The organism is Shewanella hanedai (assembly GCF_007197645.1).
Lineage (GTDB): Bacteria > Pseudomonadota > Gammaproteobacteria > Enterobacterales > Shewanellaceae > Shewanella > Shewanella hanedai.
Genome location: NZ_VKGK01000039.1, coordinates 1 through 14012, shown reverse-complemented (window position 1 = coordinate 14012; position 14012 = coordinate 1). Strand labels below are relative to the sequence as shown.

General features: G+C 42.4%; 11 protein-coding genes, 1 rRNA gene and 1 pseudogene. 8 read left to right on the top strand and 5 right to left on the bottom strand.

The features are described 5' to 3' along the window. Window positions 1–13: 13 nt before the first annotated feature. Window positions 14–235 carry a hypothetical protein gene (locus FN961_RS22110; protein ID WP_144042334.1) on the top strand — a complete coding sequence of 74 codons (222 nt, stop codon included), beginning with the start codon at window positions 14–16 and terminating at the stop codon, window positions 233–235. A 133-nt stretch (window positions 236–368) separates the two neighbouring features. On the opposite strand, the pseudogene FN961_RS22105 reads toward FN961_RS22110, so the two are convergent. Beyond that, window positions 369–512: pseudogene (locus FN961_RS22105) on the bottom strand (SDR family NAD(P)-dependent oxidoreductase); the annotation flags it as partial. Window positions 513–581: 69 nt separating this feature from the next. Beyond that, the gene (locus FN961_RS22100; RefSeq protein ID WP_144042333.1) at window positions 582–3194 is read right to left on the bottom strand and encodes a putative bifunctional diguanylate cyclase/phosphodiesterase; all 2613 of its coding nucleotides are present in this window, start codon (window positions 3192–3194) and stop codon (window positions 582–584) included. Between the two features lie 340 nt (window positions 3195–3534). Here FN961_RS22100 and FN961_RS22095 point away from each other — a divergent pair, with 340 nt between their 5' ends. The 4 genes from FN961_RS22095 (at window position 3535) to FN961_RS22080 (ending at window position 7260) form a co-directional block, all read left to right on the top strand. Further along, window positions 3535–4236: a spondin domain-containing protein gene (locus tag FN961_RS22095; RefSeq protein WP_144042332.1), complete on the top strand. Its 702-nt coding sequence runs from the start codon at window positions 3535–3537 to the stop codon at window positions 4234–4236. A 10-nt stretch (window positions 4237–4246) separates the two neighbouring features. Next, window positions 4247–4972, top strand: a complete 726-nt coding sequence (locus FN961_RS22090; protein ID WP_144042331.1) for a spondin domain-containing protein — start codon at window positions 4247–4249, stop codon at window positions 4970–4972. 75 nt (window positions 4973–5047) lie between these two features. Further along, on the top strand, window positions 5048–5779 hold the full coding sequence (locus FN961_RS22085) for a response regulator transcription factor (protein ID WP_144042330.1): 732 nt from the start codon (window positions 5048–5050) through the stop codon (window positions 5777–5779). Further along, window positions 5779–7260 carry a sensor histidine kinase gene (locus FN961_RS22080; protein ID WP_144042329.1) on the top strand — a complete coding sequence of 494 codons (1482 nt, stop codon included), beginning with the start codon at window positions 5779–5781 and terminating at the stop codon, window positions 7258–7260. The genes FN961_RS22085 and FN961_RS22080 overlap by 1 nt, the downstream gene beginning before the upstream one ends. Before the next feature lie 90 nt (window positions 7261–7350). Here the strand turns inward: FN961_RS22080 and hemE are convergent, their stop codons facing one another. Then, window positions 7351–8415 (bottom strand): uroporphyrinogen decarboxylase, encoded by a 1065-nt coding sequence (gene hemE / locus FN961_RS22075; RefSeq protein WP_144042328.1) that lies wholly within the window; start codon window positions 8413–8415, stop codon window positions 7351–7353. A 501-nt stretch (window positions 8416–8916) separates the two neighbouring features. On the opposite strand from hemE, the gene rsd reads away from it, so the two are divergent. Further along, window positions 8917–9384 carry a sigma D regulator gene (gene rsd, locus FN961_RS22065; RefSeq protein ID WP_144042327.1) on the top strand — a complete coding sequence of 156 codons (468 nt, stop codon included), beginning with the start codon at window positions 8917–8919 and terminating at the stop codon, window positions 9382–9384. Window positions 9385–9548: 164 nt separating this feature from the next. Here the strand turns inward: rsd and acnB are convergent, their stop codons facing one another. Beyond that, window positions 9549–12146: a bifunctional aconitate hydratase 2/2-methylisocitrate dehydratase gene (acnB, locus tag FN961_RS22060; RefSeq protein WP_144042326.1), complete on the bottom strand. Its 2598-nt coding sequence runs from the start codon at window positions 12144–12146 to the stop codon at window positions 9549–9551. Window positions 12147–12561: 415 nt separating this feature from the next. On the opposite strand from acnB, the gene hxpB reads away from it, so the two are divergent. Together hxpB and FN961_RS26220 are read left to right on the top strand one after the other, a co-directional pair. Further along, a complete protein-coding gene (gene hxpB / locus FN961_RS22055) occupies window positions 12562–13311 on the top strand; it encodes a hexitol phosphatase HxpB (protein WP_144042325.1) in 750 nt (249 codons plus the stop codon). A gap of 182 nt (window positions 13312–13493) precedes the next feature. Then, window positions 13494–13625 (top strand): hypothetical protein, encoded by a 132-nt coding sequence (locus FN961_RS26220; RefSeq protein WP_280525072.1) that lies wholly within the window; start codon window positions 13494–13496, stop codon window positions 13623–13625. 275 nt (window positions 13626–13900) lie between these two features. Here FN961_RS26220 and rrf read toward each other — a convergent pair. Further along, window positions 13901–14012, bottom strand: a 5S ribosomal RNA gene (gene rrf / locus FN961_RS22050); the annotation flags it as partial.

The following is a 14012-nucleotide window of genomic DNA, read 5'->3' as shown; positions in this document are numbered from 1 at the left end:
ATTAGGAGTGATAATGAAATATTCAATTGGTGATCTTATCTATCAAGGGGAAGCGGCTGGAGTTCATAACTGGGACACCATGTCGGGGTCTTCATTCTACTGGCACCCTGATTGGTTACATATAGCAGAGGAAGCAACAGGGCTAACTCCAACAGCAGCAGTTATGCCTACATCGAACAAAGCTAACCAATCTGATGCAGAGCAGGCCATTGTTCAGCATTTAAATAAAGTATAACTGGGCGATACCCAATAAATAGATTAGTAGCCTGAAGCTATCGTTTTTCGGGCTATTTTATCGATAATACCTGGCGCAATTAGTTTTACAAAACAGCCTAGTTTTCCTCTTAATGAAGTGATCATCATCCTATTACGGCCAGAGATAGTAGTCTAGACTCATTTCTCACGCTCAACACCAACTTACACCCAAGAGGTGTCATATAGAGCGCCAGTGCACGGCCAATTCCTTCTGAGGCTCCAGTGATAATAATAACTTTACCAGTTAATCCATCCATATTCATTCCTTGAATAATATCCATTTGAATTAGCTATTTACATCGATTTAATAACTTAATTTATAACGCCTACGCACTCAAACGCTCAACTTTAGATAGTAGTTTATCAGGCTCAATTTGACGAGGCCTGCTGCTGATATAACTATTTAATGGCTTAGGTCGACCTATCGCATATCCTTGCGCATAGTTTATACCAATCGTCTCTAGCTTATCGATAATATCTTGATTTTCTACAAATTCTGCAACTGTCTCTATCCCCATCACTCCACAAACATCATGAATCGATTTTACAATGGCAAAGTCCTTGGCATTGGTGGCTAGGTTTTTCACAAAACAGCCATCTATCTTCACATAATCAACGGGCAACTCTTTTAAATAACCATAAGAAGCAAAACCACTACCGAAATCATCTAGTGCAAATGAAAATCCGAGCTTTCGTAAGTGGTTGATCATATCTAAGGCACGGTTGCGATTCTGGATAGCACTGGTTTCAGTAATTTCAAAACAGATACACTGACTCGGGATCTCGAAGCGCTGAACTTGCTCTGCGATATACTCAACCATGCCTTCAGCCCCCAAACTGTTACCAGAAAGGTTGATCGAAATACAGTGGTCGTCCCAAATATCCTCATTAAGAGATAACCACAGGAATGCTTTACGGATCACCTCTTTGTCGACATCATTCATCAGCTTAAATCGTTCAGCGGCTTCGATGAATTGCGCAGGCGCTAAAATGCGACCATTCGGCTCTTGTACTCGCAGCAAGATCTCCATACGTTGTCGACTGACTCCGTCCCCCATTCCTTTAATCTCTTGGTAGTAGAGTAGTAACTCGTTATGTTCAATGGCTTGGCTAATCCTAACTGCCCACATAGGGGCATTGCGTTGGTAAAGAGACTCCTTATCTTTATCATCGTAAAAGTGAATTTGATTACTGCCTTTACGCTTTGCCGCTAAACACGCAATATCAGCATCTTTAACTAACTCTTTAGACACAATATAAGGGGCGCGCGCAATCGCTATTCCGGCACTAATGCCAACGCGGTAGTTGCAACCGTTGTGATGCAAAACTTGCAGTGACACACTGGAGATCACACGTTTTACAATTTGAACAGTCTCAACGGCACTTAGATCTCTAATCGCCAAACCAAATTCATCTCCCCCTAATCTCGCCAACAAATCCTCTTGATTAAGACAAGACTGAATCGCCTTAGCCACCATCGCCAACATTTTATCGCCAGCGCTGTGGCCACATGAATCATTGATCAACTTAAATTGCTCAAGATCGAAATAACAGATAGCAAGAGACTGAGAATTCTGGCCAAAACTCGCTAGTTTTTCTTCGAATGCCCTGCGATTTAGCAAGGAGGTAATGGGATCAAAATTAGCTCTCAGCCTAAGTTGTCGCTTTAACTTCTCCTCTTCGGTTATATCCCTGAGTACGATAACCGAACCAATCACCTCTTGCTTATGATTAAGCAAGTGACTAATACTCCGCTCCATAACCCTAGCATTCTCAGTCTTGAACATATGTTTATTCAACACTGTTTGCAGTCCTTGACTCCCCATCACGCTAAAGAGTGCACTCTTGATACTCGTATCAGCTTTAAGTACTGAATCTATCGAAGTGCCTACCGCACCACAGCTTTTTGTATTCAACATACGCTCTGCTTGCGGATTCAGATAAACCACCTTAGCAAGGGTATCCGTTAAAATCACCGCTTCAGCAATCGATTCTAAAGTGACTTTAGTACGTTCTTTTTGCTGAAAAATACGTTCCAATAAGGTATTAACCTGATCTGCCATCACCACCAATTCTGAACAGCCAGATCCGGCTATCGGCTTATAACTTTGAGCATTAGGATCGATGTCGGCCAATTGTGCCATCAAACAGTGGAAGGGACGAATGAGGCTTAGCTTGAGCCAGATATAGCCAATGATCAGTATAAGTATGCCTAAACCAACGATAGCGAATGGCACCAAATCGTACTTATGCCATACCTTATTAAACATCTCTGTGGAAAAATGAACTTCAAGGTGAGATTGCTGCTGAGGAAATAAACTCGTCACATCAAGATCGACGATATAAGTCGTTCCGTCGATGATGTAATGCTCATCTGCTGGCCCCGATGTGAAATGGATTTTCTGAATAAAGCCATTTAGCCCATAACCTGACAATACATTCTCTGTCAGCTCTCTCACAATGAGTACTGACTTTTGCTCTGTGACCGGCACTAGGCTAACAATAAAGCCACTCTCACCTTCAATATATAACCCGCTTCTAGCTTCAGAACTGGTCAATAACGCCTTAGGTAGCTTATCAAGTTCGAAGGAGAGTACATCCTTATATAACGAGGAAAAGGGCTCTAACTTCCCCTGATTGAGGTAAAACAAACTAAAATTTTCTGAAAGGGCACTGTTACGCCATGCCTCATCGAAAGCCAGTCTGGAAGTTGGACTAAGATCTGCTATCGGCACAGCATAAACATCAGCCAAAAGCATTAATTGTTTAATATCACTGTTCAGTTGTGCAGTGATCGTCATTAATTCAGCGTTAACTGTATCCTTTCTTAAGTTATCGACTCGATGCTCAAACCACATACTTAAACAATAGGAAACGGCAAAGACCGCCGGAAGGCAGCAACCAACAACAAAAACGATTAATTTTTTGCCTATATGCATTTTATCTCGCAGCGACTATTCATTAAAATCAACATCAGTTCAAAACAAAACCAGCTAGAACTATAACTTCGCCGTGCAAAGTAACGCATTTGGAAGTGGGATAATACTCGTTTAAGTTTACTCGTTGCTAAAGTAGTCAATAGTGTGCAAGCTAACGTTTATTTAGCACACAAAACCATCTATAAGAATTAACATCGGCTCTACTTATACTTCAATATCCCACCCTACATGCCTTGTGAAACTTTTGTGATACTTTTAATCGAAACTTGTGATGAATACGAGATACCCTAGTGATCTCGCCTCTCCATACTTAAGCTATACATAAATATGGAGAGAGATAATGAACCTGAACAAAGTAAGCATGATTTTAGTACTAAATGGCTTGATGATCGCACCAACAATGGCAGCTGAACTTGAAATTAGCATCACGAACCTAACTCACGGTAACCACTTTACTCCAATTCTTATCACTGCTCATGACAACATGAGTCACCAATTTCAAGCCGGAGAGATGGCTACTCCCGCATTACAAAAAATGGCAGAAGGCGGCAACATTGCAGACCTTATGTCTGCAGCAACGGGGAATAATGAGCTCGTCGTTGGTAATCCTGCAGAAGGACTTCTAGCGGCAGGAAAAAAGGTTGATAGCATCATGCTAGACACTCAAACCATGACACACTTATCTATTGTCGCGATGGTGTTACCAACAAATGATGCTTTCATTGGACTTGATGCTTGGGAGATCCCTACAACACCAGGCACCTATACCATCAATGTGAATGCCTATGATGCCGGAACTGAAGCCAATGATGAAATCATCAATGGTGGTGGTATGCCGGGTAGCCCAGGCATACCTGCGGCGCCTGGTATGGATGGTGGTGCTAATGGCACTGGCGTGAGTGACACTAGCGGTAACGATAAGGTACACATCCACCCAGGCGTATTAGGCGACACTGATAACGCAGGTGGAAACAGTGATCTCGATAGCCGTATTCATAGATGGCTCAACCCAGTAGCCAGAGTCGTTGTCGAAGTTAAATAGGGGCATCAAGATGAATACATTCAAAACATTAGCCCGAAATAAACTAGTCCTCGCATCAGCGATCACAGCAAGCTTACTCCTAACGGCCTGTTCTGATAATGATAATAAACCTGAGGTAGTGCCTCCCACGCCACCTGTCGTAAACCAAGTTTACACAGTGACCGTGACAAACTTAACGGCAAATCAACCGATGTCACCCATTACCCTTGTGGCTCATGATGACATTTCTGCTTGGCAGGTCGGTGCTCCGGCAAGTTTAGCGTTAGAAACCTTGGCAGAATCTGGAGATGGTTCAATGTTCTCATCAATGGATGATGTCGGTAGCGTCACCGTTGGACAAGGGATCTTAATGCCTGGTATGTCTGAAAGTATTGAACTGAGTTTGGCGCCTGATGATGTCGACTCAGTGTCGATACTCACAATGCTAGTCAACACCAATGATGCTTTTGCTGGTCTCAATGACTTTTCGTTAGATGCGTTAACAGTGAATCAAATGATGAGTTTTAGGTCAATTGCTTATGATGCTGGTACCGAAGCGAACTCAGAAGCTAAAGGTAGCCTTCCTGGCCCTGCTGATGGCGGTGAAGGCTTTAATGCACTGCGTGATGATGTCGATAGAGTTCACGCTCATCCAGGTGTAATAAGCCAAGATGACGGTCTTACGGATTCTGTACTATCAGCCTCTCATCGTTTCGATAACCCAGTGCTAACTATCAAGATAGAACGAACTCAATAGTAGTTTATCTATTGGTGAAATAAAAAACACTCGAAGCGGGTCTATTGTTTACTGATCCGCTTCGAGACACTCAAGATGAATGGAACACGTACAGCGAAGAATCACTACAGTCATAAGATTTTACTGGTTGAAGATGAACCAGATCTCGCTAATTTAGTTAAACTTAATCTCAACACTCTCAATTTTGATGTCATTCAATGTGCAACCATAAAACAAGCAAATCAACATTTAGATCTCAAGAGTTTTGACCTTATTCTAATAGACCGATCACTCCCCGACGGAGATGGAATTATGTTATGTCAGCAGCTTCGCCAAGCAGGAAAAGAGATCCCTTGCATGATGCTAACTGCGAAGGATTCAGAAGCAGATATTGTCCTAGGGTTAGAATCTGGTGCCGATGACTATCTGACAAAGCCTTTTAGCGTGCTAGAGCTCAGAGCGAGAGTCAAAGCCTTGTTAAGGCGAGGACATCAAACTGAACAGGAAGAGCAGCAACTTGATTTTAATGGCATCACAATCAACTGTGATACCCGAGAAGTTATCGCCTTTGATACCCTCCTTTCATTAACTGCCAGGGAGTTTGACCTACTACTCTTTATGGCTAAACACCCTAAACAAGTCTTTAGTCGACTGCAGTTATTAGAAGCTGTGTGGGGTTACTCTTACTCAGGGTATGAGCACACCGTTAATAGTCATATTAACCGCCTACGCGCAAAATTATCTCACTGCACTCCAGCCGCTGAGTTAGTCAAAACGGTGTGGGGAGTGGGCTATAAATTTTCACCTCCAGAAACTCGAGCGCACTAATGAATAGCCTGTTTAGTCGATTATTACTGTCAGCCAGTTTAATCGTCTTCATCCTAATCCTCGCGTTATGGCAATGGTTTCAATTTAACCAAGATTTTAGCCGAGACCAACTTCAGCAATCTCTTCATCAAGATCTTGCCCTTCATATGTCTCATATCAACCCACTGCTATCCCAAGGCATCACCTCTAATGCGGCATTAAAAGAAGCTTTTCATGATTTTATGTTACTTGGGCCAAGTTTTGAGATATACACATTAGATACCTTAGGTAACGTGGTTGCTTATGATGCAAAAGCCGAAAAAATAAAACGCTTAAGAGTGGAAACACCAGCATTAAGGGACTTTATTAACGGGGCAGAGCTACCCATTAAAGGCATAGATCCAAGATCTCATAATAGTAAAAAGATATTTTCAGCAGCATATTTACAAAATGCAGATGGAAAAAAGACCGGCTATTTATACGTGATCATTGGCGGTGAAGAGTTCGATATGTGGCAATCTTTGGTGAGCGAGCATCAAGCACCAAGATTCTGGATTGGTGTTGTCTTAGCTTCAATTGTTTTTGCGTTAGCGTTATTTGCACTTCTCGCTAAATATTTAACTTCTCCATTATCACGATTAGAGCATGACCTCGGAGTGCTTGGCAGTCATAAACTCAATGAGGGACTATCACTGCCCGATGAGTACAGAGGAAGCAGCGAGATCCAGCAACTCAGTTTACATATCAACCAACTCTTAGAAAGAATTAGCCAACAACATCAGGCTATTAATCGTCAGCAACAAGTCCGGCATGACTTCATGTTACACCTATCACATGATTTGAAAACGCCTCTCACCTCACTTCTAGGCTACATAGATACTTGGTTATTAATGCCGGTAAACGAACGGAATAGTGATTTAATTGAGATCGCAGCAAACTCTGGAAGACATATTCAGCAACTTTTAAGCCAAATGCTGGAGTTGGCCGCATTGGAAAATGGTCAGATAACACCTGAATTTAAACGAGTAGCGCTAACACCACTCATGCAAGAGTTGGTGCTTATCTTTGCACCAAGAGCTAAAAAGCAAAATGTGGAACTTGATTTCGATCTTAGCTCAAATCTATTTGTGCTAACGGATCCACAAATTCTGATGCGTGTCCTCAGCAATCTCATCGATAACGCCATTCGTTATACACCCGCCGGTGGCCGTATTACCATAAAACCTTTGGCTCACGAGTCAGAAGATCTGCTTTACATCAATGATAAGCCCATTTGGCTATGTGTATCAGATAACGGTTCGGGGATGCATAAGCATGAACTGCAGGCGCTCAAACAACTAAAATCGAAACCTAAATTTAATCGCACCGATGTATTGCCTCAACTGGGTGTCGGCTTGGCAATCGTCAGACAGTTATTGGGATTATTGAAATGTAATATCGATATTGAAAGTGTTCCCGGAGAGGGCAGTCAATTTCATATTGAGTTGCAACAGATAAAGTAAATCTAAATAGATTAATTTTTGCTAATTATCGCCACAATTAAACATAAAAAAGCCCATCACTATGGATGGGCTCTATTCATAGTAACTGGGTTACTTATGATATTGACCAGACAACTCATGTACTGAATTGATAAATGCACCAGCATGCTCAGGATCAACATGTTGATGGATACCATGACCTAAGTTGAATACATGTCCAGTACCTTCACCATAGCTAGATAGAATTTGACCTACCTCTTGATGAATACGCTCTGGAGATGCATAAAGCACTGAAGGGTCCATGTTACCCTGTAAAGCAACTTTATGACCCACACGACGACGTGCATCACCGATATCAACCGTCCAATCTAAACCTAGTGCATCACAGCCAGTTTCAGCCATAGCTTCTAACCATAGACCGCCACCTTTAGTGAATAAAGTCACAGGTACTTGACGTCCATCAGCAAAGCGAGTCAGGCCATCGACAATCTTTTGCATATAACGCAGTGAGAATTCACGGTAAGCGTGGTGAGAAAGAGCTCCTCCCCACGAATCGAAAATCATCAGAGACTGTGCGCCATTGGCAACTTGTGCATTCAAGTACAAAATCACAGAATCAGCTAGCTTATCAAGTAGCATATGCAGAGCCTTAGGCTCTTCGTATGCCATCTTCTTAATTTTCTCGAATGTCTTGCTTGAACCACCTTCAACCATGTAAGTGGCCAATGTCCAAGGCGAACCTGAGAAACCGATCAGTGGCACTTCACCTTTAAGTTCACGGCGAATAGTGCTAACAGCACGCATTACATAACCAAGCTCATCTTCAGGATCTGGAATTGAAAGCTTCTTGATTGCATCGATAGTGTCTGTTGGGCGCTCGAAACGAGGACCTTCACCAGTTTCAAAGTATAAGCCTAGGCCCATTGCATCTGGTATTGTCAAAATATCAGAGAAAAGGATAGCAGCATCAAGATCATATCGACGAAGCGGCTGAAGCGTTACTTCACATGCTAAGTCCTGATTCTTACACAAAGACATAAAGTCACCGGCTTCTGCGCGGGTAGCTTTGTATTCTGGGAGGTAACGGCCAGCTTGACGCATCATCCAGACAGGAGTTCTGTCAACAGGTTGTTTTAGTAAGGCGCGTAAATAACGATCATTTTTTAATTCTGCCATTTGGCTCTATTCCTAGACTTATTGATTTCCGCTGCGCGTAGTTTAGCATTTACGAGAGTAAAATATCCTCCCTCAGATCATTTATGTGACAAACACCACTACATACAAAAAATAATCAAGATGAACATGCTTAACCTAGCTGAGCAAAAAACAAGCAAATGAAATAGCCTGATAATTAATAAGTGTTAATGTTCCCAATATGACAAAAAAAAGTTGCACACATCCCAAGCCTTTGGTATAAAAAGTCTGCGCTAGCAAGAACAATCAAGAAGCTCGTCCTATCGAGCCTGCAAAACCAATACTCGCCCAGCGATAATCTTTCATCGCTGGGCATTTTATTTTTAGAAAAAAAATCTTAAACCTCTCCCCATATACAAATATAAAAACCAGCCTAAAGCCCTAATTGACTTAATCTTATCAAATCGTCGAATAATGGTTGATTAATACCCTCATTGTCACCTACATTAGAAGTCAGGGAAGAACTCAGAATCGAGAACTATCATGTTAAAACAACTGGAAAAAGCCGAACAAAGATGGGGTGGTGCAAACAGCCTAATCGATCAGTGGCTGAACAATCGTCGTAAACTGCTGGTTAATTACTGCAAGATTGCAGGTATACCTCCTTATGATTCAACCGAAAAATCTCTCCCGCCTGTAACCTTAATCAAAGAGTTTTGCGATCTATTAATGGATTATGTTTCTGAAGGGCATTTTGAAGTTTATGACCAAGTGGTCACCGCCTGTGAACAACATGGTTCATCGAGTAAAACCTTGGCCCAAAATCTTGTTCCTCGTATCAGCGAGACAACAGATTCTGCTCTAGATTTCAATGATAAGTACACAGCATTAGTGGATGATAATGTGTTATTTCAGCTCGACAAAGACCTGTCATCTTTAGGTCATGCAATGGAAACTCGTTTCGAGCTAGAAGATAAGCTATTGGAAGTGTTACACACAAAACACTCCTAGTTAAAAAGTTACTGTAAGTACTTAATTAGGTTGTTTAAAATTTTTTTATGATTCTCCCTATATGTAAACTATCCATTTAACACTCATTATCTTCAAAAAAAAATATAAAAAAGGCCAGCTAACAAGCTGGCCTTTTTACGTTTATATCACCTAGAGATTAGGGATTAAACTGCCGACTGGAAAATAACTTCGCCCGCTTTTTCAGTATAAGATGCGATCTTATCAAAGTTCAGATAACGATATGTGTCAGCTGCTGTTGCATCTAACTCTTTCGCATAAGTCTGGTACTCTTCAACTGAAGGTAGACGACCTAACAATGCTGCAACAGCCGCTAGCTCAGCAGATGCGAGATAAACGTTTGCACCTGTACCTAGACGGTTAGGGAAGTTACGAGTCGAGGTAGAAACGACTGTCGCACCTTCGGCAACACGTGCTTGGTTACCCATACATAGAGAACAACCAGGGATCTCAATACGAGCACCAACACGACCAAAGATAGCGTAATAGCCCTCTTCAGTGAGTTGATCGCGATCCATCTTTGTAGGAGGCGCTATCCACAGACGTGTTGGCAGTGATGTAGCAAACTTATCAAGCATCTTACCGGTTGCACGGAAATGACCAATGTTGGTCATACAAGAACCGACAAACACTTCATCAATCTTGGTGTCTTGAACAGCTGAAAGCAGTACTGCATCATCGGGATCATTTGGTGCACAAAGAATAGGCTCTTTAATGTCATTCAAATCAATTTCGATAACTGCAGCATATTCAGCATCAGCATCAGCTTTCATGAGTTCAGGATTAGCTAACCACTCTTGCATTGCGATGATACGACGTTCAATCGTACGACGATCACCATAACCTTCTGCAATCATCCACTTCAACATCACAATGTTTGAGTTTAGATATTCAATGATAGGCTCTTTATCAAGCTTGATACTACAACCAGCAGCACTTCGCTCAGCAGAAGCATCAGAAAGCTCAAATGCCTGCTCTACTTTCAAACTTTCCAAACCTTCGATTTCAAGTACGCGTCCTGAGAAGAAGTTAACTTTACCTTTCTTCTCTACAGTCAACAGACCCATATCGATAGCTTTAAGTGGGATAGCATGAACAAGATCACGTAATGTGATACCAGGCTGCATTTCACCTTTAAAGCGCACTAGAACTGATTCAGGCATATCCAGAGGCATAACGCCTGTTGCTGCAGCGAATGCCACCAAACCAGAACCTGCAGGGAAAGAGATGCCAATTGGGAAACGAGTATGAGAATCGCCACCTGTACCGACGGTATCAGGAAGCAACATACGGTTTAACCAAGAGTGGATAACACCATCACCTGGACGTAATGAAATACCACCACGATTCATAATGAAATCAGGAAGAGTATGGTGAGTGTTTACATCAACAGGCTTAGGATATGCAGCTGTATGACAGAAAGATTGCATTGTCAGATCAGCGCTAAAACCGAGACAAGCAAGATCTTTAAGCTCATCACGCGTCATAGGACCTGTTGTGTCTTGTGAGCCAACAGAAGCCATTTTAGGCTCACAGTATTGTCCAGGACGAATCCCTGTCACACCACATGCTTTACCAACCATCTTCTGTGCAAGCGTATAACCTTTACCGGTATCAGCCACATCCTGCGGCAATACAAATACAGTAGACGCTTCAAGCTTTAACACTTCACGAGCACGGGCTGTTAATCCACGACCAATGATCAGTGGGATACGGCCACCGGCGCGAACCTCATCCATCAGAACGGCAGTTTTAAGTTCAAACTCAGAGATAACTTCGTCGCTATCATGACGCTTAACAAGACCCTGATATGGATAGATATCAATGACATCCCCCATATTCATCTTGCTAACATCTAATTCAATTGGCAGTGCACCAGCATCTTCCATTGTATTGAAGAAAATTGGCGCGATTTTACCACCTAGACAAAAACCGCCACCGCGCTTATTAGGAACATTAGGAATATCATCACCCATGAACCACAACACAGAGTTAGTTGCTGACTTACGAGAAGAACCAGTACCCACAACATCGCCAACATAAACTAACGGGAAGCCCTTAGTCTTAAGTTGTTCGATCTCTTTAATTGGACCAACAACACCAGCTTCATCGGGAACAATACCTTCTCGAGCATTTTTTAGCATTGCTAAAGCATGCAATGGGATATCTGGACGAGACCAAGCATCAGGCGCAGGTGACAAATCATCAGTGTTAGTTTCACCAGTGACTTTAAATACGGTTAGGGAGATTTTATCTTCAAGTTTTGGACGATTCAGGAACCAATCGGCATTAGACCAAGATTCGACAACTTGCTTGGCATAAGCATTACCAGCCTGCATCTTTTCAACAACATCATGGAAAGAGTCAAACATCAGCAAGGTTTTTGATAAAGCGACAACCGCTAATGGCGCTTGAGCATCATCATCTAACTGTGCAATCAAAGGGTCAATGTTATAACCGCCTTGCATAGTACCTAACAGCTCAACAGCGCGTGCTGATGATAAAATCGATGATGTTACTTCGCCTTTAGCAACTGCATCCAAGAAGCCTGCTTTTACATAAGCAGCCTCATCTACTCCTGGTGGAATTCTGTTCTCAAGTAGATCGAGGATAAGCGCCTCTTCACCTACTGGCGGGGTTTTAACTAGCTCAACTAACTCTGCCACTTGCTGGGCATCTAGTGGCTTAGGGACTACGCCCTCTGAAGCACGCTCTTCGACGTGTTTACGATATGCTTCTAGCACGGCAACATTCCTCTTTGTTTGGCGTTCTTACAACGAAACTGCACTGCTTCATTAATAAAGCTCACAGTTAAGCAGGCTCGACCCTTATTTCTGGTCGTATTATACTACAGCTTTAGAAAAGTTTGAATCAGATCACACTCTTATGGTTCACAAACAAGAGATGGATCATCAGCATAACTCACGCTGCACTGTAATTTATTCCATTACATCCATCAATGTAATTAGACAATAGTTTAGAAATATTGTTAATACTATTGCCAACAGATAGTTACATCGTAATTCACTTAAGTAAATTACGCTAAATAACGGGTAAATATTCTCTCATACATACACTATTTATCTCACTACATTGATTATAATAGCCACAATAACGCAGTACTATTCACCTTAATTATATCGAACATACTGGAACACTATGACATTACCATCGCTCAAAGCTGTAATTTTCGACATGGATGGCGTTTTGATTGATTCAGAACCTCTGTGGCAAAATGCTGAGCATGAAGTCTTTAAAAGCCTCGGTCTACAACTTAGTTATGACCAAATCTTACAAACTACTGGCCTTAGAATTGATCAAGTAGTCAAATATTGGTATCAACGTTTTCCATGGAATGATTATGATAACGCTCAAACATCAACGCTAATTATAGATAGGGTTATAAATCAGATTTTAAACAGCGGCAGGCCGATGAATGGTGTTATGGATGCATTGGTTTTTTGCCAGAAGAGTGGTTTAAAAATTGGTTTAGCAACCTCTTCATCTCATGCCATCATCGAAACCGTTTTAAACAAACTCAATATAATGCACTTTTTTGACTCTATTCATTCGGCAGAACACTTGGCCTTTGGTAAACCTCACCCTGAGGTCTACCTTAATTGCGCTGACGCCTTAAATATAGCACCATCAGAATGTGTAGCAATCGAAGACTCATTTAATGGCCTTATCGCAGCAAGAGCGGCCAACATGCATACAATAGCCATACCTTCAATCGAACAACAATACGATCCTAAATGGATCATCGCCCACAAGCAGTTAGCATCACTCACGGATCTCCCCGGATATCTGGCAAATCTTATAGAGTCTTGGAGCAATAAACATCCACACAGCACTAGCCGATGCAAGATCGTAGAAGTGATTAGAGTCATTGACAAATTGCAGACGTAAAAAAGCCCGCTGCTTAAATACTAAATAGGCGCCTGTCATGGCCAGCTACGCTAAAGCTTCGCGCTCATAAGCACATCGCTATCGCAATATTCGCCCTACTCTTTATTATCCCCGAAGGGGACACATGTGGGCGAAAAAGTAGTGTATTGGATGCGCAGCATTCAGCTGCTTTGTAGCGAGAAGTGACGAAGTCGCTGAACTGGGGAGGCTGCTTAGCGGAAATTGTTCTCGGAAGTAGTGATTTTGTAGCCTACAGCGAAGGCGCCTTCCAATGGTCTAGCTTCGAGCATGCCGCCATGGATGGCGGTAATTAGAATAACGCAGGAGCAGTTATCGAAGCTCTCCGCGCTCAACCCATGCATCGAGCTCCGCTTGATAAGCGCAAGGGCTTCACCCTACGACCGCCAAGGATGGCGGAAGTGTCGAGATTGCAGGAGCAAATCTCTACCTATCACATGAAGGGAAGCATGCTTCGCATGCGCTATTTTCTTTTCCCATGTTCGTTCCGTCATTTTCCCAGGCTTAAACGAAAAAATCCCTAGTACAAAGTACTAGGGATTTATCGCTTCTCTTTCGAGAATAAATAGGCGCCTGGAAATGACCTACTCTCACATGGGGAGACCCCACACTACCATCGGCGCGATTGCGTTTCACTTCTGAGTTCGGGATGGGATCAGGTGGGGCCACAATGCTATGGTTTC

What these genes read in the sequence shown, in the direction of transcription:
- FN961_RS22110 (WP_144042334.1), top strand. Translation starts at nt 14, where the DNA reads ATGAAATATTCAATTGGTGATCTTATCTATCAAGGGGAAGCGGCTGGA.
- FN961_RS22095 (WP_144042332.1), top strand. Translation starts at nt 3,535, where the DNA reads ATGAACCTGAACAAAGTAAGCATGATTTTAGTACTAAATGGCTTGATG.
- FN961_RS22100 (WP_144042333.1), bottom strand. Translation starts at nt 3,194, where the DNA reads ATGCATATAGGCAAAAAATTAATCGTTTTTGTTGTTGGTTGCTGCCTT.
- FN961_RS22085 (WP_144042330.1), top strand. Translation starts at nt 5,048, where the DNA reads ATGAATGGAACACGTACAGCGAAGAATCACTACAGTCATAAGATTTTA.
- FN961_RS22080 (WP_144042329.1), top strand. Translation starts at nt 5,779, where the DNA reads ATGAATAGCCTGTTTAGTCGATTATTACTGTCAGCCAGTTTAATCGTC.
- hxpB (WP_144042325.1), top strand. Translation starts at nt 12,562, where the DNA reads ATGACATTACCATCGCTCAAAGCTGTAATTTTCGACATGGATGGCGTT.
- hemE (WP_144042328.1), bottom strand. Translation starts at nt 8,415, where the DNA reads ATGGCAGAATTAAAAAATGATCGTTATTTACGCGCCTTACTAAAACAA.
- rsd (WP_144042327.1), top strand. Translation starts at nt 8,917, where the DNA reads ATGTTAAAACAACTGGAAAAAGCCGAACAAAGATGGGGTGGTGCAAAC.
- FN961_RS22090 (WP_144042331.1), top strand. Translation starts at nt 4,247, where the DNA reads ATGAATACATTCAAAACATTAGCCCGAAATAAACTAGTCCTCGCATCA.